The sequence below is a fragment of the Alistipes sp. CHKCI003 genome (assembly GCF_900021155.1).
In the GTDB taxonomy this organism is placed as follows: Bacteria; Bacteroidota; Bacteroidia; order Bacteroidales; family Rikenellaceae; genus Alistipes; species Alistipes excrementavium.
Window position 1 is genome coordinate 1 of record NZ_FCNT01000044.1, and the last position, 21,057, is coordinate 21,057.

General features: G+C 62.6%; 14 protein-coding genes. 9 read left to right on the forward strand and 5 right to left on the reverse strand.

All coding sequences use genetic code 11. The annotated features are described in order from the left end of the window. From BN3659_RS05525 to glmM, 3 genes are all read right to left on the reverse strand, one after another. On the reverse strand, positions 1–856 hold an 856-nt coding region (locus tag BN3659_RS05525), incomplete at its 3' end, for a M20/M25/M40 family metallo-hydrolase (protein WP_141682508.1). Between the two features lie 91 nt (positions 857–947). Further along, complete coding sequence (locus BN3659_RS05530; protein ID WP_091535224.1) at positions 948–1,385, reverse strand: copper resistance protein NlpE; 438 nt, start codon at positions 1,383–1,385, stop codon at positions 948–950. Between the two features lie 641 nt (positions 1,386–2,026). Beyond that, positions 2,027–3,415 carry a phosphoglucosamine mutase gene (gene glmM, locus BN3659_RS05535; RefSeq protein ID WP_091535225.1) on the reverse strand — a complete coding sequence of 463 codons (1,389 nt, stop codon included), beginning with the start codon at positions 3,413–3,415 and terminating at the stop codon, positions 2,027–2,029. Between the two features lie 114 nt (positions 3,416–3,529). Here glmM and BN3659_RS05540 point away from each other — a divergent pair, with 114 nt between their 5' ends. The 6 genes from BN3659_RS05540 to BN3659_RS05575 all read left to right on the forward strand — a co-directional run bounded on the left by BN3659_RS05540 (position 3,530) and on the right by BN3659_RS05575 (position 11,461). After that, positions 3,530–4,405 carry a nucleoside phosphorylase gene (locus tag BN3659_RS05540; protein ID WP_091535227.1) on the forward strand — a complete coding sequence of 292 codons (876 nt, stop codon included), beginning with the start codon at positions 3,530–3,532 and terminating at the stop codon, positions 4,403–4,405. A 1,521-nt stretch (positions 4,406–5,926) separates the two neighbouring features. Then, the gene (gene dnaN, locus BN3659_RS05555) at positions 5,927–7,051 is read left to right on the forward strand and encodes a DNA polymerase III subunit beta (protein WP_091535230.1); all 1,125 of its coding nucleotides are present in this window, start codon (positions 5,927–5,929) and stop codon (positions 7,049–7,051) included. Between the two features lie 14 nt (positions 7,052–7,065). Then, positions 7,066–7,842, forward strand: coding sequence for a 3'-5' exonuclease (locus tag BN3659_RS05560; RefSeq protein ID WP_091535231.1), 777 nt, complete (start codon positions 7,066–7,068; stop codon positions 7,840–7,842). Positions 7,843–7,852: 10 nt separating this feature from the next. After that, positions 7,853–9,967, forward strand: a complete 2,115-nt coding sequence (locus tag BN3659_RS05565; RefSeq protein ID WP_091535232.1) for a LysM peptidoglycan-binding domain-containing protein — start codon at positions 7,853–7,855, stop codon at positions 9,965–9,967. Between the two features lie 45 nt (positions 9,968–10,012). Next, positions 10,013–10,657 carry a redox-sensing transcriptional repressor Rex gene (locus BN3659_RS05570; RefSeq protein WP_091535233.1) on the forward strand — a complete coding sequence of 215 codons (645 nt, stop codon included), beginning with the start codon at positions 10,013–10,015 and terminating at the stop codon, positions 10,655–10,657. Positions 10,658–10,660: 3 nt separating this feature from the next. After that, the gene (locus BN3659_RS05575; protein ID WP_091535235.1) at positions 10,661–11,461 is read left to right on the forward strand and encodes an FAD synthetase; all 801 of its coding nucleotides are present in this window, start codon (positions 10,661–10,663) and stop codon (positions 11,459–11,461) included. Positions 11,462–12,055: 594 nt separating this feature from the next. On the opposite strand, the gene BN3659_RS05585 is transcribed toward BN3659_RS05575, so the two are convergent. Next, on the reverse strand, positions 12,056–13,612 hold the full coding sequence (locus BN3659_RS05585; RefSeq protein ID WP_091535238.1) for a collagen binding domain-containing protein: 1,557 nt from the start codon (positions 13,610–13,612) through the stop codon (positions 12,056–12,058). Positions 13,613–13,768: 156 nt separating this feature from the next. On the opposite strand from BN3659_RS05585, the gene BN3659_RS05590 reads away from it, so the two are divergent. Then, positions 13,769–14,212, forward strand: coding sequence for an acyl-CoA thioesterase (locus BN3659_RS05590; protein WP_091535239.1), 444 nt, complete (start codon positions 13,769–13,771; stop codon positions 14,210–14,212). A 703-nt stretch (positions 14,213–14,915) separates the two neighbouring features. After that, positions 14,916–15,800 carry an Ig-like domain-containing protein gene (locus tag BN3659_RS05595; RefSeq protein ID WP_091535241.1) on the forward strand — a complete coding sequence of 295 codons (885 nt, stop codon included), beginning with the start codon at positions 14,916–14,918 and terminating at the stop codon, positions 15,798–15,800. 1,588 nt (positions 15,801–17,388) lie between these two features. Here the strand turns inward: BN3659_RS05595 and htpG are convergent. Then, positions 17,389–19,449 carry a molecular chaperone HtpG gene (htpG, locus tag BN3659_RS05605; RefSeq protein ID WP_091535244.1) on the reverse strand — a complete coding sequence of 687 codons (2,061 nt, stop codon included), beginning with the start codon at positions 19,447–19,449 and terminating at the stop codon, positions 17,389–17,391. A gap of 291 nt (positions 19,450–19,740) precedes the next feature. On the opposite strand from htpG, the gene BN3659_RS05610 reads away from it, so the two are divergent. After that, positions 19,741–20,271 carry a nitroreductase family protein gene (locus tag BN3659_RS05610; RefSeq protein WP_091535245.1) on the forward strand — a complete coding sequence of 177 codons (531 nt, stop codon included), beginning with the start codon at positions 19,741–19,743 and terminating at the stop codon, positions 20,269–20,271. The last annotated feature ends 786 nt before the right edge of the window (positions 20,272–21,057 follow it).

Genomic DNA, 21,057 nt, shown 5'->3' on the forward strand with positions numbered 1-21,057 from the left:
AGCCCGCTTCGCCCTCGACAGCGCCGATCGAAAGCGACTTCTTGTACTCCGAGAGGCTGAACGGCGCCTTGTTGAAAGCCCTGCGTTCGGCGGGAGTGAGCTCGCGCACATCGTCGTAGAAGCCCGGGATCGCAACGTGTCCGTCGGCGTCGACGAGGCTCGCCACGAGCCGCGCCAGCACATTGGCCGGATTGGCCACGGCACCGCCGAACAGGCCCGAGTGGAGGTCCTTGTCCGGTCCGGTAACCTCGACCTCCATGTAAGCCAGACCGCGCAAACCGCATGTGATCGAGGGTGTTTGCAACGAAAGCATCGAGGTGTCGGACACCAGAATGACGTCGGCCGCGAGCAGTTTCTTGTTGCGGCGGCAGAAGTCGTAGAGGCTCGCCGAACCGATCTCCTCCTCGCCTTCGAGCATGAACTTCACGTTGCAGGGTAGCGTGCCGGTGGCGCACATGGCTTCGAACGCCGCCACGTGCATGAAGAGCTGCCCCTTGTCGTCGTCGGCGCCGCGGCCCCAGATGCGGCCCTCCTTCACGACGGGTTCGAACGGCTCGGTGCGCCATTCGTCGCGCGGATCGACGGGCATCACGTCGTAGTGGCCGTAGACGAGCACCGTTTTCGCCTTCGGGTCGACGATCTTCTCGCCGTAGACCACGGGGTTGCCCGCCGTGGGCATCACCTCGGTGCGGTCGGCGCCCGCCTCGGCGAGCCGCCGGGCCAGATGCTCGGCGCAGCGCACCATGTCGGGTTTGTGCTCGGACAGGGCGCTGATCGACGGAATGCGCAGCACTTCGAACAAATCGCTCAGAAACCGATCCTTGTGTTTCTCTACATAATTCTTTACTTGATCCATAGGTTATCGTTTGTTTGGGCCGTTCACGCGCCTCGGCATGGCTCGAACCGGATCCGGCTCGGCAGGGCCGCAGGGCGCAGAGAACGTACGGTTAGTTGGTTTTCTTCAGGATGTAGCAGTCCGCCAGATCGCCCGTTATCGCCTGACGCCCGGCGTCGAGCTTGCGCAGGCGGTTCTCCTCGACCTTGTAGTAGGAGACCTCGTCCAGCCCGTTCAGCGTGAGCAGGTTGCCGTCGACGGTGTAGGTGCCTTCGTCGTAAAAGGTCGCATCGCGGTCGATGTAGCTCGCCGAGAGGGCGAACGTCCCGTCGGACGACAGGTTCAGCTCCGTCTCGATCCCCGGACAGTCGGCTGCGGGGAATGTGCCGGTGTAGGTGCCGACGTAGTCGAGCGAAGTTTCCGCGGTGTGCATGTCCGGCACGGGAGCGGTCTTTTCGGCCTCGCGCCTGTCGCCGGCGCTTTTTTTCTGTGCGTTGCCGCCGCATGCGCCGAGCAGGAGCACCGAGGCGAGGAGAAGGATTCTATACATAGCTGTCATTATATATGATCTTACGATTCGGAACTTGCATGCCCGACCTCTCATCACCCCAAGCCGAGGAGGGGCTTCGAACCGCTCCCGCCCGGCTGATGTCGGGTTCTCGCCGGTCTAAAACCGGCGTCCTGCGTCGTGCGGCCCTGCGCCCGGTTCGCCGGAAACGGGGTCCTCGTGCGAGAGGGCGTTTGCGTGTCCCGGGAAAAACCGGAGCCGCTTTCGGTCCTGCGTCCGATTCGCCGGAAACGGGGCTCTCGTGCGTGAGGGCGTTTGCGTGTCCCGGGAAAACCGGGGCCGCTTTCGGCCCTGCGCCCGGTTCGCCGGAAACGGGATCCTCGTGCGTGAGGGCGTTTGCGCGTCCCGGGAAAACCGGGGCCGCTTCGGCCCTGCGCCCGATTCGCTCATCGGCAGAAAGGGGCGTCATCCGCCTCGGACGGCGGTGCGGATTCGCAACGGCCCGAACCGTGCGGCATCGGTGAAAGGAGCGGCTCAGGCCGGAAATTCGGCGGGAGCCGCAGGCTGCGGGCGAAGTCCGCACCGCCGCACGGCCTCTCTCCGAGTGCTCCGGCAGCTCAGGCCAAGAACGGGCGCCGTCTGCGGAAACGCCGGCCGCGGCCGCACTCCTCGCACGCGGACGGTCAGCAGCCGCAGATCGCTCCGAGTTCGCCGATGAACCGGCAGGCCAGCGCATCGGCTTCGGCCTGCGTGCGGGCCTCGGTGTAGATGCGCACGATCGGCTCGGTATTCGACTTGCGCAGGTGGACCCAACTGTCCGCGAAGTCGATCTTCACACCGTCGATATCGTTCACGCGCTCACCGGAATATCGGTTCTTGAGCTCGTGCAGCACTTTATCTACGTCGATGGCCGGCGTCAACTCGATCTTCCGCTTCGAGGCGAAATAGGCGGGATAGGTGGCGCGCAGTTCGGTCATCTTCATCCCCGACCGGGCCAGATGCGTCAAAAACAGCGCCACACCCACCAATGCATCGCGTCCGTAGTGCAGTTCGGGGTAGATCACCCCGCCGTTGCCCTCGCCGCCGACGACGGCTCCGGTCTCCTTCATCTTCGCCACCACGTTCACTTCACCCACGGCCGAGGCGAAGTATTCGCCTCCGCGGCGTTCGGTTACGTCGCGCAGCGCACGGGACGAACTGAGGTTCGAGACGGTGCCGCCCTTCGTGTGCGAGAGGACGTAGTCGGCCACGGCCACGAGCGTGTACTCCTCCACGAACATCGTGCCGTCCTCGCTGACGAACGCCAGACGGTCGACGTCGGGATCGACCGCGATGCCCAGATCGGCCCGCTCGCGCACGACGGCGTCCGAGATTCCGGCGAGGTTCCCGGGCAGCGGCTCGGGGTCGTGGGCGAATTCGCCCGTGGGCTCGCAGTTGAGTTCGACGACCTCGCAGCCCAGCCGGCGCAGCAGCCCGGGAATCACGACGCCGCCCACGGAGTTCACCGCGTCGACCACGACCCTGAAGCGCCGCCGGCGCACGGCCTCCGCATCGACCAGCGGCAGCGCGAGCACCTGTTCGATGTGGCGCTCGTTGTAGGATTCCCGCACGAGGACCCGCCCGAGGGCGCCGGCCGCCGGAAAGGCGAACGAATCGTCCGCAGCCAGCGCCAGCACCCGCTTGCCGGCGGCATCGCTGAGGAACTCGCCCCTGCCGTCGAGCAGTTTCAGGGCGTTCCACTGGCGGGGATTGTGCGAAGCGGTGATGATGATGCCGCCGTCGGCCCCGTAGTGGGCGACGGCCAGTTCCGTGCCCGGAGTGGTGCAGAGACCGACGCTGACGACATCGGCGCCGCAGCCCATGAGCGTGCCCTCGACGAGCCGTTCGACCATCGGGCCCGAAATGCGCGCGTCGCGCCCGACGACGATGGTAAGTTTTTTGCCGGGACGGGTCTCGGCGATGCAACGCACGTAGGCCGCCGTGAATCTCACGATGTCGACCGGCGTGAGGTTGTCGCCCGCAGGGCCGCCGATCGTACCCCGGATGCCCGAAATGGACTTGATGAGTGTCATATTCGTTGAGAAAAAAATTATACCTTATATTTATGAAAAACGTTCGGATCGTTTTGTTATTCGAGGTAAATATATTACTTTTATGCCAATTATGGAAATGAAAAATTCACCGTTATGAGAACCATTCCGTCTTCCGAACTGATTATCAACGACGACGGGTCGGTCTTCCACCTGCATCTGCGTCCGGAGCAGCTGGCCGACATCGTCGTTCTGGTCGGCGACCCGGGCCGCGTGGCCCTCGTGGCCGAACATTTCGACCATATCGAGTGCAAGGCGTCCAACCGCGAATTCAACACCGTTACCGGCACCTACAAGGGCCGGCGCATGACGGTGCTCTCGACCGGCATCGGCATCGGCAACATCGACATCTCCGTAACGGAGCTCGACGCGCTGGCCAACGTCGACTTCGAGACCCGGCAGGAGAAGGCCGAGAAGCGGCAGCTCACGCTGGTGCGTCTGGGGACGTCCGGAGCCATTCAGCCCGACATCCGCGTGGGCGAGCTGGTCTTCGCCCGCACGTCGATCGGATTCGACGGGCTGCTGAACTACTACAAGGGGCGCAACGAGGTTTGCGACCTCGACATGGAGCGTGCGTTCATCGCCCACACGGGCTGGAACGAACTGCTGCCCAAGCCCTATTGCATCGACGCCGACCCCGCGCTGCTGGCGCTTTTCGAGGACGTGGCGCGCGAGGGCATCACCATCGCCGCGCCGGGATTCTACGCCCCGCAGGGCCGCTGGGTGCGGCTCGAACCGCAGGACCCCGGGCTCAACGAGAAGATCGAATCGTTCGACTACCGCGGCCGCCGCATCACCAACTTCGAGATGGAGAGCTCGGCGCTCGCCGGTCTGGCGGCCCTCATGGGGCACCGGGCCGCGACGGTCTGCACGATCATCGCGCAGCGCATAGCGCTGGACGCCTGCACGGATTACAAGCCCTTCGTGAAGCAGATGATCCGCACGGCGCTCGACAAACTGGCGACGCTCTGAGAGTGGCGCCGAAGCCGCACGAGGCGGGGCGACGATACGGCGACGATGCCGTTGCACCCGCCCGAGCGCAGGCCGTGTCCCGTCCGGAAACCGCCGGGACATCGGAGCGAATGCCGGTGTGCGAAGTTTACGCCCGTCGGGCCGGATGTGTTCGCGGTTCGACACCGGGGGGGGGAGGACAGACCCGCGCGGGACGAATGCCGTCGGCCGTCGCTTTCCCCGCGGCGGACGGCCGACAGGACCGGAGCGACGACGAAAATGCGAAGAGGCAGGGAGGCGAAGTGCCGAGCCTCCTATCCGCACAGGCCGGCCGAACGCGGTTGCAAGCGGATGTCGGAAGGAAACGGCCGCGTCCCCTTGCGGCGCACGGCCGGGAGGAGCTTCCTCCGAGGCGAGGCACCGAGAAGGGACGGGCGTACCCGACAGCTGCGGCCCGGGATCGCGAAGGGTGAGCCGGCGGGGAGGGGCGATAAAAGTTTCGGCGAGGCCGTCCTTGCGGCGCACGGCCGGGCGGAGCTTCCTCCGAGGCGAAGCCCCGAGAAAGGACGGGCGGACCTGACAGCTGCGGCCCGGGACCGCGAAGGGCGCAGCCGGCGGCAAGGGGCGATAAGAGTTTCGACGAGGCCGTCCGCCGCGGGGAAAGCGACGGCCGACAGGACCGGAGCGACGACGAAAACGCGAAGAGGCGGGGAGGCAGGGAGGCGAAGTGCCGAGCTTCCTATTCGCACAGGCCGGCCGAACGCGGTTGCAAGCGGATGCCGGAAGGAAACGGCCGCGTTCCCTTGCGGCGCACGGCCGGGCGGAGCTTCCTCCGAGGCGAGGCCCCGAGAAGGGACGGGCGGACCCGACAGCTGCGGCCCGGGATCGCGAAGGGCGAAGCCGTCCGCCGCGGAGAAAGCGACGGCCGACAGGACCGGAGCGACGACGAAAACGCGAAGAGGCGGGGAGGCGAAATGCCGAGCCTCCTATTCGCACAGGCCGGCCGAACGCGGTTGCAAGCGGATGCCGGAAGGAAACGGCCGCGTCCCCTTGCGGCGCACGGCCGGGAGGAGCTTCCTCCGAGGCGAGGCCCCGAGAAGGGACGGGCAGACTTGGCAGTTGCGGCCCGGGACCGCGAAGGGCGCAGCCGGCGGGGAGGGCGATAAGAGTTTCGGCGAGGCCGTCCTTGCGGCACGCAGTCGGGCGGAGCTTCCTCCGAGGCGAGACCCCGAGAAGGGACGGGCGGATTCAACGAATACGGTCCGAAACCGAACAGGCTGATAAGCCCCGGAAGCCGGAGACGGAATCGACGGAGGCGCCTTTACGGCATGTAGGACGAAGCCGGCGGGGATGCTGCTGCCGGGAGGAGCGGAACCGACGGGCCCGGTCCGAGGAAAAAACGCACCGCAGACGGTTCCGGAACGGCGGGAAGCGCTCCGCAGAGGAGACCGGCAGCCGTCGGCGGACCGAAGCGGGCGACCGGCCGGAATAAAATGACGAATTACCGAAGTAACAAACCGAATAAAACAAACGACAGTAAAGATGAAATTCACCGTATCAAGTTCGGCCCTGCTCTCGCTTCTGGCGACCACGGGCAAGGTTATCAGCAACAAGAATACGCTGCCTATCCTCGACTATTTCCTCATGGAGCTCAAGGACGGCGAACTCAAAGTAACCACCTCGGACCTCGAAACCACGCTCATCGGCTCCATCGCGGTGGACAACGTAGAGAGCGAGGGCACGATCGCCGCGCCGGCCAAGCTGATGCTCGACTCGCTGAAGGAGTTTTCGGAGATTCCGCTGACGATCGACGTCAACGACAAGAATTGGGAGATCCGCATCGAGTGGAAGAGCGGTTCGCTCTCGATTCCGGGCGCGAGCGCCGTGAGCTATCCGGCCGTGCCGCAGCTGAGCGCCGAGAAGAAGGAGCTCTCGCTCGACGCGGACACGCTCATCAGCGGCATCAACAAGACCATCTTCGCCACGGCCGACGACGAGCTGCGGCCCGTGATGAACGGCATCTACATCAGCATCGCGGAGAACGCGCTCACGTTCGTGGGCACGGATGCGCACAAGCTGGTGAAGTACGAGGCCGAGATGCAGAACGGGGTGGCCGCATCGTTCATCCTGCCGAAGAAACCCGCCAACCTGCTCAGATCGGTGCTCCTCAAGGAGGAGGATGCCATCGTCGCGGGCTTCGACTCGAAGAATGCGGTGTTCCGCCTGAAGAGCCATACGCTCGTGTGCCGCCTGATCGAGGGCAACTATCCGAACTACAACGCCGTGATCCCGGCCAACAACCCCAACAAGGTGCTGGTGGACCGCATCGAGCTGCTGAACGGCATCAAGCGCGTGGCCGTCTGCTCGAATCCCACGACGAACCTCATCCGCATGGACATCGCCGACAACCGGATCGACCTCACGGCGCAGGACATCGACTTCTCGGTGTCGGCCAACGAGACGATCGCGTGCAGCTACGACGGGCAGCCCATTACGATCGGCTTCAAATCGACCTTCCTCGTCGAGATCCTCTCGAACACGGAGACCCCCACGGTGGTGGTCGAACTGGCGGACTCGACCCGCGCGGGCGTCTTCAAGCCCGTCTACGACGACAAGCAGACGAGCTCGACGCTCATGCTGCTCATGCCGATGATGATCAACGCATAAGCGAACGCCCCGAAATGAAGCTCAACCTCAAACGCCCCATCGTCTTCTTCGACCTCGAAACCACCGGCGTGGATACGTCGAAGGACCGCATCGTCGAGATCTCGCTGATCAAGGTCATGCCCGACGGCGAGGAGATCACGAAAACACGCCGCCTCAATCCCGGGATGCACATCCCGGAGGAGGCTACGGCCGTGCACGGCATCACGGACGACGACGTGAAGGAGTGCCCGACCTTCGCGCAGGTGGCCAAGTCGCTCGAACAGTTCATCCGCGGCTGCGACTTCGGCGGTTTCAACTCGAACCGCTTCGATCTGCCGGTTCTGGTCGAGGAGTTCATGCGTGCGGGCATCGACGTGGACTTCAAGCGGCGGCGGTTCGTCGACGTGCAGAACATCTTCCACAAGAAGGAGCAGCGCACGCTGGTGGCGGCCTACCGCTTCTATTGCGGCAAGGAGCTCGAAGACGCCCACTCGGCCGAAGCCGACACGGCGGCGACCTACGAGGTGCTGAAGGCCCAGCTCGACCGCTACGACGATCTGCCCAACGACGTGGACGCGCTGGCCGAATATTCGTCGCGCGGCGAGAGCGTCGACTACGCCGGCCGCATCGTCTACGACGACAAAGGGGTGGAGGTCTTCGGATTCGGCAAGCACAAGGGCCGTCCGGTCTGCGAGGTGTTCGAAGCAGAGCCGAGCTACTACGCATGGATGATGAACGGCGATTTCCCGCTCTACACCAAGAAGGTAATCACGGAACTGCGCTTCCGCGAAAAGAACAACCCCCGAAAGTAAGGTCCCGGCGATGAAGAGATTCGGTCTGATCCTCGTGGTGCTCCTGTGGAGCGCGGCTGCGGCGCTCGCGGCCGGAAAGTCGAAGACGGTCGTGGTGATCGACGGCGCGAAATACTATGTCCACACCGTCGGGAAGGGCGAAACGCTCTACGGACTGGCGCGGACCTACGGCGTGGGCGAACGGGTGATCTTGAGTCTCAATCCCGCCGCGGCCGGAGGGCTGAAGGCGGGCGCGAAGCTCAAGATACCCTTCACGGCGGAGGCGGCGGGCGCGCCGTCGGAGCGCAAACTGCGCAAGACGTTCGACACCCACACCGTGGCCGAGGGCGAGACGCTCTATGCCATTTCGCGCCGCTATGCCATCCCGCTCGGGACCCTCATCGAGGACAATCCGTCGCTCGACCCCATTCGGCTGCGGCCCGGCGAGCGCATCCTCGTCCGCCGCAAGGAGCGCGGCACGGAGCCGGCGGGCGCCGTGCAGGCCCAGTGGGAGAGCTACCGCGAGAATCTGAACAGCGTGGCCGACGAGGGATACGCCTACCACATGGTCGCGGCGGGCGAGACGTTCTATGCGCTCGCACGCCGCTTCGGGACGACGGAAGCACGTCTCTCGGAGCTCAACGGCGGATTGCAGCCCGCGGGCCTCAAGGCCGGGGCGATCATCAAGGTGCCGTCGAACGGGGCGACGCGCGCGTCTGCCGGCGGGACGGCTCCGGGAAAGCCGGAGGACAGGCGGGCCGGATGGCCGGAGACGAGACCGGCTCGGGATGCCGGCGGAGCGGCCGGAACAGAGCCGGAAGCGGATGCGGCGGCACAGGCCGAGGCCGCCCGGGGAAAACGGACGGAGGATGCGACGGCACCGGCGGAAGCAATACGGGGCGCCGACGGGGCGGCCCGGACAAGGCAGGACGAAGCGGCGGCATGGAGCGTTCCGGCCGGAACCGCGGAGACGGAGTTCGGCGGGTTTGCGCCGGATGCGCTTTTCGGCCGGCTGCCCCGCACGGATTCCGTGGGGACGGGCGATACGACGCGGCTGGAAGTCGATTTCCGGCCTCTCGGACGCGGCGAGACGCTGCGCGTGGCGCTGATGCTGCCGCTGGCGGTACACGGCGTCGCCAATGCCAACTACCTCGAATTCTATCAGGGTTTTCTGCTCGGACTGGACAGCGTGAAGCGCGCGGGCTACTCGGTGCATGTGGACCTGTTCAACACGGAGCGCAATGCGGAGACGGTGCGCCGGATCGTCGAGGAGGACGAGGCGTTCCGCAACGCCGATCTCGTCGTGGGGCCCGTCTACGAACAGCCGTTGGAGCCCGTCGTCCGCTTCGCCGAGCTGCGGGGCATTCCCGTGGTCTCGCCGCTGGCCAACATCACGGGCATCGACAGCGACGTGCTGTTCCAGATGGCCCCCTCGCCCGAGCGCAAGTACGACAAGGCGGCCGATCTGACCGACGGCAGCAAGCAGATCACGCTGATCTATTCGGACCGGACGGACAGGGAGTTCGAGGCCGAGATACGCTCGCTCATCGGCGACAGGGAGTACCGGAAGCACCATTACGTCTACGAACACGCTTCGGTGGTGGAGCGCCGCGGCAAGGGCAACAGCCCGAGCGACCTCACGCCGCTGCTGCAAAACACGGCGGACAACGTCTTCGTCGTCATGGCGGACAACGAACTCGACGTGGACCGCATCCTCGCGGCGCTCGCTTCGGCCTATACGAGCATCGTCTCGCGCGGGAGCACACCGCCCCGTTTCGTCGTGCTGGGCAACGCCCGTTGGAACCGGTACAACAATCTGAGCCGCGAGATATTCTTCAAGGACCACGTCGTCTTCCTCTCCAGCTATCACGCCAAACGCGACTCGGAGACGGTCCTCCGGTTCGACAGCGACTATATCCGCGCGTTCGGCTCGCTGCCGACGCTCTACTCCTACCGCGGCTACGACACGGCGCTGATCTTCGCACCGGCCATGTTCGGCGACATCCGCTACGACCTCGATGGCACGGACTACACGCCGCTTCAGACGACCTACACCTTCGGGCGGAGCGAAGGCCGCGGCAACCACGTGAACCGCAACTGGACCCGCGTGAACTACAACGAAGACTATACGATCGCGATCGAATAGCGCGAACGGCGCATCCGGTCGAAAAACAAACGCATTACGCAGCAAATGGCTACCATCGGCAACGGAATCCCCGAGAAGACGATCGAACGTCTGAGCGAATACCGGCGCACGCTACTCGCCTGCCACAAGCAGGGAATCACGCACATCTTTTCGCACGTACTGGCGGGCATACACGGCATCACGGCCGTGCAGGTGCGCCGCGATCTGATGCTCATCGGCTTTTCGAGCGACACGAAGAAGGGCTACGACGTGAAGGTGCTCGTGGACTTCATCAGCCGGATCCTCGACAGTCCGCAGCCGATGAACATCGCCGTGCTGGGGATGGGGCATCTGGGGCAGGCCATCACCAAGTACTTCAACGGCAAGGGGCTGAAACTGAAGATCACGGCGGCGTTCGACGTCGATCCCGAGAAGGTCGGAAAGACCATCGACGGCATCCCGTGCTACCACATGGACCGCTTCGAAGAGATCGCCGAGGAGCGCGAGATCAGTCTGGTGATCGTCTCGTCGCCGACGACGGTCGCGCCCCGGCTGGTGCTGCCGATCATCAACGCCGGCATTCGGGGCGTACTGAACTTCACCTCCACGCCCCTGAATTTCCCGCAGGGGATCGTCGTGGAGAACTACGACATCACGACGCTGCTCGAAAAAGTCGCTTACTTCGTCAAGGAGAGCGAAGACAACGCTTAGACGATGAGGATTTTCCGCGGATTCGACGCTTTGCCCCCGTTTCGTTCGCCGGCCGCCGCGGTCGGCTCGTTCGACGGGGTGCACGGAGGACACAGGCTGCTGCTCGAACGGGTCGCGGCCGAGGCACGCGCCGCGGGAGGCGAGAGCGTGGTGCTCACCTTCGAGCCGCATCCCCGCATAACGCTCGGCTGCGCCGAGGGGTTGCGGCTGCTCACCTCCACCGAAGAGAAGGCGTGGCTGCTCGAACGCCAAGGGATCGACAACCTGATCGTGATCCCGTTCGACCGGGCGTTCAGCCGGCTGGCGCCCGATGCGTTCGTGAGGGATTATCTGATCGGCAAGGTGGGCATCCGGACGCTCGTCGTGGGATACAACCACCATTTCGGCCGCGGCAAGGAGGGTGATTACGCCTACCTCGAACAGTTGCGCGACCGATTCGGTTTTCGCGTGATCCGGATCGCCGAGTACGACGCCGACGCCGAAAAGGTCAGTTCGACCGTTCTGCGCGGTCTGATCGGCCGCGGCGAGATGGAGCATGCCGCGCGCATGATGCCGCATCCCTATCTGCTCATCGGGGAACTCGCGGCCGGGGGCGAAGTGCGGATCGCGGAAACCCGGAAACTGCTGCCGCCGGCCGGGGTGTACCGCGTACGCGCGAACGGCTGCGACGCGCGTCTGACGCTGGATGCCGGGGGAGGCATGCGGGTGGAGGCTACGCCCCCCGGAATGCGGGAGGATGCTTTGCGGCCCGAGGCCGCAGAAGCCGGAGGCTTATCGGAGGGAAAAATCGTGATCGAATTCTAAGACGGCGCGGGGCTGCCGCGAGAAGAAGAAGGGAGAGGGGGAGCGGATGCGCAGTCCGGATCGTCGGGAAACGGCACGGCACGACAGAGGAATATATCGAGTTGCGAAAAAACGACACAGTGCAGGCGACAGCGAAGGTTGCGGCGTATTCCGGGCCGAGGAGGAGCGGCGCGCTGTACGAATCCGATCCGGACGGAAAACCGGCGGGGAGCGAAGAACGCCTCGCCGAAAAGCGGTGCGGGGCAGGAAGCCGGGAAGGTGCAATGCGGAGCGGCACGACGCAACGCAACGCAACGGATCATGAGACGGCAGTATCCGGCGTGCAAAAATCCGTCATACGGACGGAGTGCGAATGGGACGAAGGTTTGTCGGAGGGAAAAATCGCGATCGAATTCCATGACGGCGCGGGACTGCCGGGGAGTAGGGAGGAAGAAGGGGCTGTCCGGCGAGTTCTTCCAACCCTCTGAGAACTGCGTATCCGGAAAAGTTCCCGATGAGCAGTACGGACAAAGGGGCCGTCTAACAAATCTTAGACAGCCCCTTTCAATTTTCGAGGCTTCCCATCGGCCTCTTTCAGGCGGTGCGTACCGTCGGTCAATAGTAATAGTAGGGGATTTCGACCTCCTCGGCCGAATTGACATTGCCGGATACGTTTTCCATGACGCCGACGACCTTCACGAAGTAGGTGCCGTAGTCGCCGCGGTCGATGATCGAGAAGATGCTGAGGCTCATTTCGCCCGAATTGTCCGCACTGGCGGAGACGGTGGATTCGAGGCTGTAGGTGTCGGCTCCCTGCCGTTTCAGGTAGATTCGGTAGGCGGTGGCACATCCGACGGACTGCCAATGCAGGGTGTTGGTGTTGCTCTCGTAGAAGACCGGATAGGGGTTGATGTGGGCGATCGTGAGCTCCTTCGCGGCGGCGAGGTCGCCTTCGTACTGGCTGTTCACACCGACCACCTTCACATAGTAGACCTTGCGCTCGTTCACGTCGATGAGGCTGTTCACGGGATACTCCCCGGTGAGCCCGTCTTCGGGTGCGAAGTTGTCCTTGACCACGTAGTCGTTGTCGTCGGAGTCGGCCACGTAGATTTTATAGGAGAGGGCGTTTTCGAGCAGCGGCCAAGTGATCATTCCCGTGGCGGGATCGTACTCGCTGCGGACGACGGCGAGACGCCCCGTGCGGGTGGCGATGCCGAACGTTCCGCTCGCAGTGAGACGGCCGCCCTCGACATTGGGAACATTCACCGAGAAGGTATAGTCTTCCGTCGACCCGGTGCGCCAGCCCTTGGGATCGGCCGAACGGATGTTCAGGACGCGGTCGCCGTCGCTCCACGAAGCGAGGACGCCCACCTGACGCTCCTCCCGGTCCAGCACGAGGATCTGATCGATGCGGATGGCATCGACGTCGGCCGCTACGGGGAAGGTCAGGCTCAAGGCGCCGGTCGGGGTTTCGGGCATGGCGAGGATGTCGTAGGAGCAGCTGTACTCCTCCCGCGTCATGGCGATCGTGGGCAGTCCGGACTGCGCCTCGGAAAAGAGGGGCGAAAGCTCCTGACTGCCGCTGTAGACCGCACCGCCGTCGTACCATTCCGCCTTGCAGAACAGCGAGGCGCCCTCCGGCAGGCTGTCGATCCGATAGGCGCCTTCGTCGTCCGTGCGCGTCTCGAATACCATATCGGTCTCGATGTCCGTTAGCTCTATGCGCACGATGGCGCCGGACTGATAGCGGCGGTCGTTCTCCTCCGCAATCCGCGTTACATAGCCCTTGGCCGATGCGGTGAGCGGATGGAGATTCACGTCGAGCGTCCGAGCCGAAACGACGGGGACATCGCTCCCGTCGTTGGCCAGCGTAACGCTGACGTTCTCGATGACGGGCAGATAGCCGCGGCGCGACACCCTCAGCTCGTAATCGCCGACCGCGAGTTCGAACGTGGCGCATCCCGAGGCATCGACCGGAATGACGAGACCGCGGCCGACGACCTCGACCACGGCGGAGTCGACGCCCCGATGCGAGTCGTAGCGCACGGCATGGAGGGTTACGGGAGCCGTGTCGCGCTGGGCACCCAGACGGACGTCGTAGGCTTCGTCGTCGCAGGACGACAGTCCGAAAAGCAGCGCAGAAACGCTCAGTAAACAGCAGATTTTCTTCATGACAGTGTAATTTTTGGTGTGATTTAAGGCACAAAAATACTTTTTATTTCCGCTCCGCGAAAATTCCGGTTCTTTATTTTTACGGAAGATCACGGCCGGATGCAAAAACCGAGGCGAAAACTTGGGCGGGGCGGAGGATATGGTTATCTTTGGAGCATGATTGTGTACGAATGCAAAGTCCGGGTGTGGTACGAACACACCGACCAGATGGGCGTGGTCCATCATTCGAATTATATTTGCTACTACGAAGCCGCCCGCAGCGAGTTCATGCGCGAGGCGTGCGGCCTTTCGTTCGCCGAAGTCGAACGGAGAGGCATCATGATGCCGATACTCGACGTGCACGCCAGATACCTGCGTCCGGCCCTTTACGACGAGCTGCTGACCGTCCGTCTGCGCATCGACGAAATGCCGATGGCCCGCATCACGTTCCGTTACGAGATCCTGAACGAACGGGGCGAACTGCTCAACACCGGATCGACCGTGCTGGGATTCATACGCAGCGATACGCGACGTCCGTGCCGCTGCCCGGAGTGGTTCGTCGAGATGCTGAAGCAGCGGTGGACGGAAAACACCCCGTCTGCGACCGGCGGGGCGGAATAGCCGTGCCGCGGCCCGCAGGGGTGGGCCGACCGGCCGGACCGCCGGATGCCGCGGCACTTCTCCCGGAGGGTCGGAGCCTTTCGCGTCCGTCCTGTTCCGGACGAAGCAGACGGGCGCCGGGATACCGAAAGCGGTTCGGGGGTGCCGGGGCCAAAGATGGCGGCGGTGCAGGCGGAAGGCACGATTCGCGGGCCGGAAAAAGGCGCTTGCGGTCGATCGGGGCCGCAGGGCCGGGAGGCATTCGAAAAAGCGAACCGGACGGAGCAGACGGGCGCCGGGATACCGAAAGCGGTTCGGGGGTGCAGGCGGAAGGCACGATCCGTGGGCCGGAATAGCCGTGCCGCGAGCCGCAGAGGTGGGCCGACCGGCCGGACCGCCGGATGCCGCGGCACTTCTCCCGGAGGGTCGGAGCCTTTCGCGTCCGTCCTGTTCCGGACGAAGCAGACGGGTGCCGGGATACCGGAAGCGGTTCGGGGGTGCCGGGGCAGAAAAAGAAGGCATCCGGAAAAGACAGACAAACAAGCGGCTGCGCTGCTGCGCCTGCGTAAGTACGATCGTTCGGAAGCCGAATTTTTTCGTTCCCGGGAGAAGCCGCATCCCATCCAACGGGAACAAAAATGCAACGGATCGTTACGAATCGATCGTTTTTCATAAATAAAATAGTATATTTGTCAGACTGAACACTAATTTTTATTAAAACATTATGCAAACAATCAAGAATCTTTTCAGTTACACGGCAGTTCTTCTGGGCTTTGCCGCATTTGCCTTTTTCGCGCCTTCCTGCTCGGACAGCGATGATCCGGTAACGCCGTCCGACGCACCCGTAACCGGTATCAAGATAACTCCCGAGGAAATCACCGTAACCGAAGGGCTTTCGAAATCCATCGTGGTTTCGGTCCTGCCGTCGAATGCCGCCGACAGGACCTATAAGCTGACGTCGAGCGATACGTCCGTTGCGACTGTCGAAGACGACAAGATCACGGGCGTGGCCCCGGGCGAGGCGATCATCACCGCTACTTCGAACGAAGGGAATTTCACGGCAACCTGCAAGGTTACGGTGAAAAGCACCGAGCCGATGATCCACTCCCTGAACGCCTTCTCGCAAGGAGCTTTGCTCTTCTACGGAACGAATTACGGCACTGAGGGCCTCTCCCACAACTGGAGGATACAGCTTACGGGAACCGGCTATAAAGATGCCGTCAATCTGACGGGCAAGGGCGATGCGCTGATGTTCGAAATCAACACGTCGACCGACTATACGACGGAAGTCGCCCCGGGAACCTACACGATGCTCAAGAAAGACGAGACGGTTACGGAGGCGCTGAAGCCCGGCACGGCCATTCCCGGACTGATCGACGGGACTGACGGCGAAAGCCCCATCGGCACATGGTATCTTTTCGGCGAATCCGAAGACGAAGTCGCCAGCGCTGTCAACGACATCGAATCGGGAACCGTCGAAGTCAGCAAGAACGGAGACGAATACACGCTGAAGTTCGACTTCCTCGACGAAGACGAGAACATCCTGTTCAAGGGCACCTATGTGGGTACACTCACCTACATCGACGTTACGACCCAGCCGCGGCAATAGGCACGATGCCGCGGGTCCCTCTGCGAAGGGACGGGCAAGACGATCGACGACGCGAGGGCGATCCGGTTTGCGGATCGCCCTCGCTGCATCGGTGCCTCCGGATGCGGGAGGGCCATCTTTTCGCACAGGAACCACCCGCAAGGGCGGCGCGGAGCCCGACCGGAAGGGAAAAGGGAGGGAGGAAGGAAAGGGGCGGGCGGACCGGAACCGTTCCGCATGCATTCGCAAAAAAATCCCGTAAAGACCGAATGCGCAAACATTATCGTTCGATTCCGGAAAAACAAGACGCGCAAGAATCACACACGCATTCCCGACGACGACGGCAAGAATCGGCTTTGCGAGAAGCCGGTCTTTCCTGTCGCACGACATGTTCCGCACCCGGGATCAAAACCCCGAGAAATCGGAGGCGGATTCGTATGGCGACGCAAATATGCTGCCGCTATCGACCGACGAACCGATTGCCGGGGGGGTGTCCCCTCACTCTTCGCGGGCAGCTCATATCGAACGAAAAAAAGGAAATGCATACGGAAACACACACTCTCTCGTGTACGCCGAATCGGGCAAAACGACCGAAAACCGGGAGATTCCGCCCCCGGCGAATGCCGCCGAAACAGCCCCGGAAAGCGGACGGACATTCGGCCGTCCGCTGTACGGACCAGCCGTTTTGGCAGGCTCGATGCGGTGTCCGTCCGAATGTCCGCCCAGCCCGAAGAGCGAGCCTCGGCGACAAGGTGCCGGCAGGGCTTTCGGAGACCGTTTCCGGAGGACACAAACTCGAACTCGAACAGTCCGACAATATTGCCGTAGCTTCCGGAATGGATATGCAGGGCGAACAGGTCGCTTATCTGACTGGAGACTTGAACGCCGAACTTTGGCCCGAAATTCACCAGTTCGTTTGCTGTTGTAGCAGCATTTAAGCGACTCAAGTTGCATATGCAGGCTTTGTTTGAAATGTCTATTGATTAGCATTCCATACGATAAAAAAGAATCGACTTTCGAGAAGTCGATTCTTTTATCATTACCGGGAACACGTGTGTGATTTTTTTACGCATCTCGTTTTTCCGAAATGAACTTTTGGTTTTTGCGAATATAATTTCAGAGGCTCTTTCAGGGGGGGCTGTCGACCGAAGCGGCATATTCGGTTCGGGCCTCTCTCCGTCCAAGCGGGGCACGATGTGCGAATAATCCCCGAACCGGCCGCGAATCGTTCGCCTGCCCCCCCTCGGCTCGTCCCGGATTAGAAAAACCGCGACATATAAGTCTCGGCATATAAATCCGTTCGCCGGTTCACCTCTCGTACTGCTTCGGACGCATTTCGCCCCTTGCGTCTGATGGTACGGCGGAGGGGCGCAAAAAAACGGGGGCTGGCCGACAAGTTTCAGACGCCCCTCTTTCATTCGCACTGCTATTCGGGAACATTTCCGAATACGCGATTCTCGGAGGGTTGAAAAACTTGTCGGACAGCCCCTTGCCGCCTCTTTTCCGGACAGGCGGTAACGCCGGAGCGCCCAAAAACCCGTCGGACGTTCTCGCCCCCTTGGGATGGGCGCGGGGCGTACGAGCCTCCGCCCGCCCGTCCACGGACCGGCTACTTCTCGATCAGCGAGATGGAGCGCTGGATGAACTCCGTGAGGTTCTTGCCTTTGAGCATGCCGTTCGACAGCAGCGCGAGGTCGATGATCTGCTTGACGAGCCGGTTCCCGCTGCCGATCTCCGTGAGGCGCTGCGTGCGCTCGTCGCGCAGCGTGAGGATCTTTTTCGAAAGCTCCTCGCGGGCGGATTTCTCCTCGGGCGTCAGCTCCTCCTCCTTCTTGTCCTTCACCAACTCGTCGAAACGCTTCTCCTCGGCCACGGCCGCGTCGATCTTCTTGGTGATAGACTTCAGCTTGTCGCCGTACTCCTTCTCCACGTCGGCCAGCACGTCGATCACGATGGGGTGGTTGCCGTTCACCGCGATGGTGAAGTTGTCGGGCATCTGACCGTAGAACTGGCTCATGCCGCCGCCGCTCATCGCCGCCATCTCCTTCATGCGGCGCATGAACTCGTTCTGGGTGATGACGACGGGCGCAGCGTCAGCGGCCATCGGTTCGAACGAAATCTGGTAGCGGATCTTGTCGTCCTTGGGCATCTGGCTCTCGAACACGGGGCGCAGCAGCTCCTGCTGCGATTCGGTGAGCGACATCTTGAGGCTCTCGTCTTTCGGGATGAGCTTGTCGACCACGTCGCTGTCCACGCGGGCGAAGCGCCGATCCTTGTGTTTGCTCTCGTACCAGCCGATGTAGTGATTGTCGAGCTGACCGTCCATCACCAGCACGTCGTAGCCCTTGTTGCGGGCCGCCTCGACGAACGAAGCCTTCTCCACGGGATCGTCCGCATAGAGGTAGACCACCGTCTTGTTCTTGTCGGTCTGGCTGCCGCCGACCGTTTCGTCATACTCCTTGGGCGTGAAATATTTGCCCTCGGTATTCTTCCAGAGCATGAAATTCTCGGCTTTCTCGGCGAACTTCTCGTCGGTGAGGATGCCGTACTCGATGAAGATCTTCAGATCGTCCCACTTCTCCTCGTAGTCCTTGCGCATCGACGCGAAGAGCTCCTGCAGGCGGTCAGCCACCTTGCGGGTGATGTAGCCCGAAATCTTCTTCACGTTGGCGTCGCTCTGCAGGTAGCTGCGCGAAACGTTCAGCGGGATGTCCGGCGAGTCGATCACGCCGTGGAGCAGCGTGAGGTATTCGGGTACGATGCCCTCCACCTGATCCGTTACGAAGACCTGATTCGAATAGAGCTGGATCTCGTTCTTCTGAATCTCGAAGTTGTTCCGGATCTTCGGGAAGTAGAGAATGCCCGTCAGGTGGAACGGGTAGTCGATGTTCAGATGGATGTAGAACAGGGGATCGTCGGAGGCGGGGTAGAGCTCGCGGTAGAACTCCTTGTACTGCTCCTCGGTGATGTCGGACGGCTTGCGCGTCCACAGCGGTTCGGTGTCGTTGACGATCTCGTCCTTGTCCGTATCGACGTACTTGCCGTCCTTCCACTCCTTGACCTTGCCGCAGGCGATGGGCACGGGCAGGAACCGGCAGTACTTGCGCAGCAGCTCGCGCACGCGCGCTTCGTCGGCGAATTCGAGGCTCTCCTCCGACAGGTGCAGGACGACCGACGTGCCGCGGTCGCGGGGCTCGTCCGTCTCCTCCATCTCGAAATCGGGCGTGCCCGTGCAGCTCCAGCGGACCGTCTTCGAGCCCTCGCGGAACGAGCGGGTGAGGATTTCCACCTTGTCCGAAACCATGAAGGCCGAGTAGAATCCGAGACCGAAATGACCGATGATCGACTGATTCTTGTATTTCTCCATGAACTCCTCGGCGCCCGAGAAGGCGATCTGGTTGATGTAGCGGTCGACCTCCTCGGCCGTCATGCCCACGCCGCGGTCGGTAACGGTCAGCGTCCGGGCCTCCCTGTCGGCCTCGACGCGGATCGTCAGGTCGCCCAGCTCGCCCTTGAACTCGCCGGTCGAGGAGAGCGTGCGGAGTTTCTGCGTGGCATCCACCGCGTTGGAAATCAGCTCGCGCAGGAAAATCTCGTGGTCGGAATAGAGGAATTTCTTGATTACGGGGAAAATGTTTTCGGTCGTAACGCCGATTTTTCCGTTTTTCATACTGTATTGTTTTTTAGTTAGATTTCTGTCCCCGCATACCGAACAAACGATGTGCCAGCCCGCTTTTACTGACAGAATGTCAGTCGGGGGCTGACAAATCTTCGAAAAACGGCTCCGGCGGCCGAGAAATGCACCCGATTTGCAGGTGCACGGGAAACGTCCGTCCCGCAGCTGCCCCCCCCGAACCGCTCCGGCCGCCGGGCTCTTGAGCGAGGGGGGGGCGGCCTTCCGACCGCAGAGTCTACGGCAGCGGCGGACGTTGCGAAAGACATTCGATCAAAACGCAAACATATGGATTTTTTGGAACTCGCCAAGAAACGCTACTCCTGCCGCGCCTATCGCAGCGACGAGGTCGAACAGGAAAAGCTCGACCCGATTCTCGAAGCGGGGCGCATAGCACCCACCGGAGCGAACCGACAGCCGCAACGCATACTGGTCGTACGCACGCCCGACGGGATGGAAAAGCTCGCCCGCTGCGCCCGAACCTGCGGCGCACCGCTCGCTCTGGTCGTATGTGCCGACACCGAGGAGGCATGGATACGCCCCGCAGACGGCAAACAGATCGCCGACATCGACGCGACGATCGTTACGGCCCACATGATGCTCGAAGCCGCTTCGCTCGGATTGGGCTCGCTGTGGGTCTGCATGTTCGATCCCGACGGCCTGCGCCGGGAGTTCATGCTGCCCGCGCGGCTGACGCCCGTGAACATTCTGCTCGTCGGTTACGCGGACGGTACGCCCGCTTCGCCCGACCGCTACGACCGGACGCGCAAGGCGCTCGCCGAGACGGTCGTTTACGACACGTTCGAACGGTTCGAATGATCGCTGCGGCCCGCGAAGCCGGAGGACGGCGGCGGCCGTTCCGCTCGCGGCCGTCGGCGGGACAGAACGGTCTGCAAGGAAGCGCCGGAGTTTTCTGCGGAGGGCGGAAGCGGGAAGAGGCGGTAGGAAGGCCGGAGGGGGGGGGAGTGCGGGTGCATCCGCGAAGAACAAAAGGGCGTTTCGTGAAAAACGGAATGCGCGGGAAATTCGCCCGATAACGGAAAAACGGGGAGCGCGCAGGAAATTCACACGTCCGATCGTTCGATCGGGAGTGGATCCGCGTTCGCCTCGGAACTCGGATTGCGCCCTCGAAATGTCATCGGCTCGCAGGCAAGACGTTCGACATCGGGTTCGTTTGTTCGATATGCGCATAGATATCCTCGGAGCAGCTGTTTTCGGGCACAGGCGATATGCCCGAAACACCCGCAGAAGCAGCCGGTAACGAACCTTCGGATCGGTTTCGAGAGACGCCGGCGAACTCCCATGCGAAAAAGAAGACGCAACGGCTTGGGAATCGACATCATGGATCGGAGAATCGGTAGCAAAAGCAGGAGCGGCGCTCGCGAAAGCAGCAAATCGAACGTGCATATCGACACAATGCCCACGATTTACGCGCAGGATCAGGCACGGTCTGAAAACGAGCCCGTCGCCCGCGGACCGCGAAGAGCCGGAATCCCCGGCCGGCATTTACCGACGATTACCCTCCCGCCCCATCTTATCCGATCGTTCGCGCAGGTCGAGGCGCTCGGACGACAGCTTCCGCACGCCACACATACCTCTTTCTGC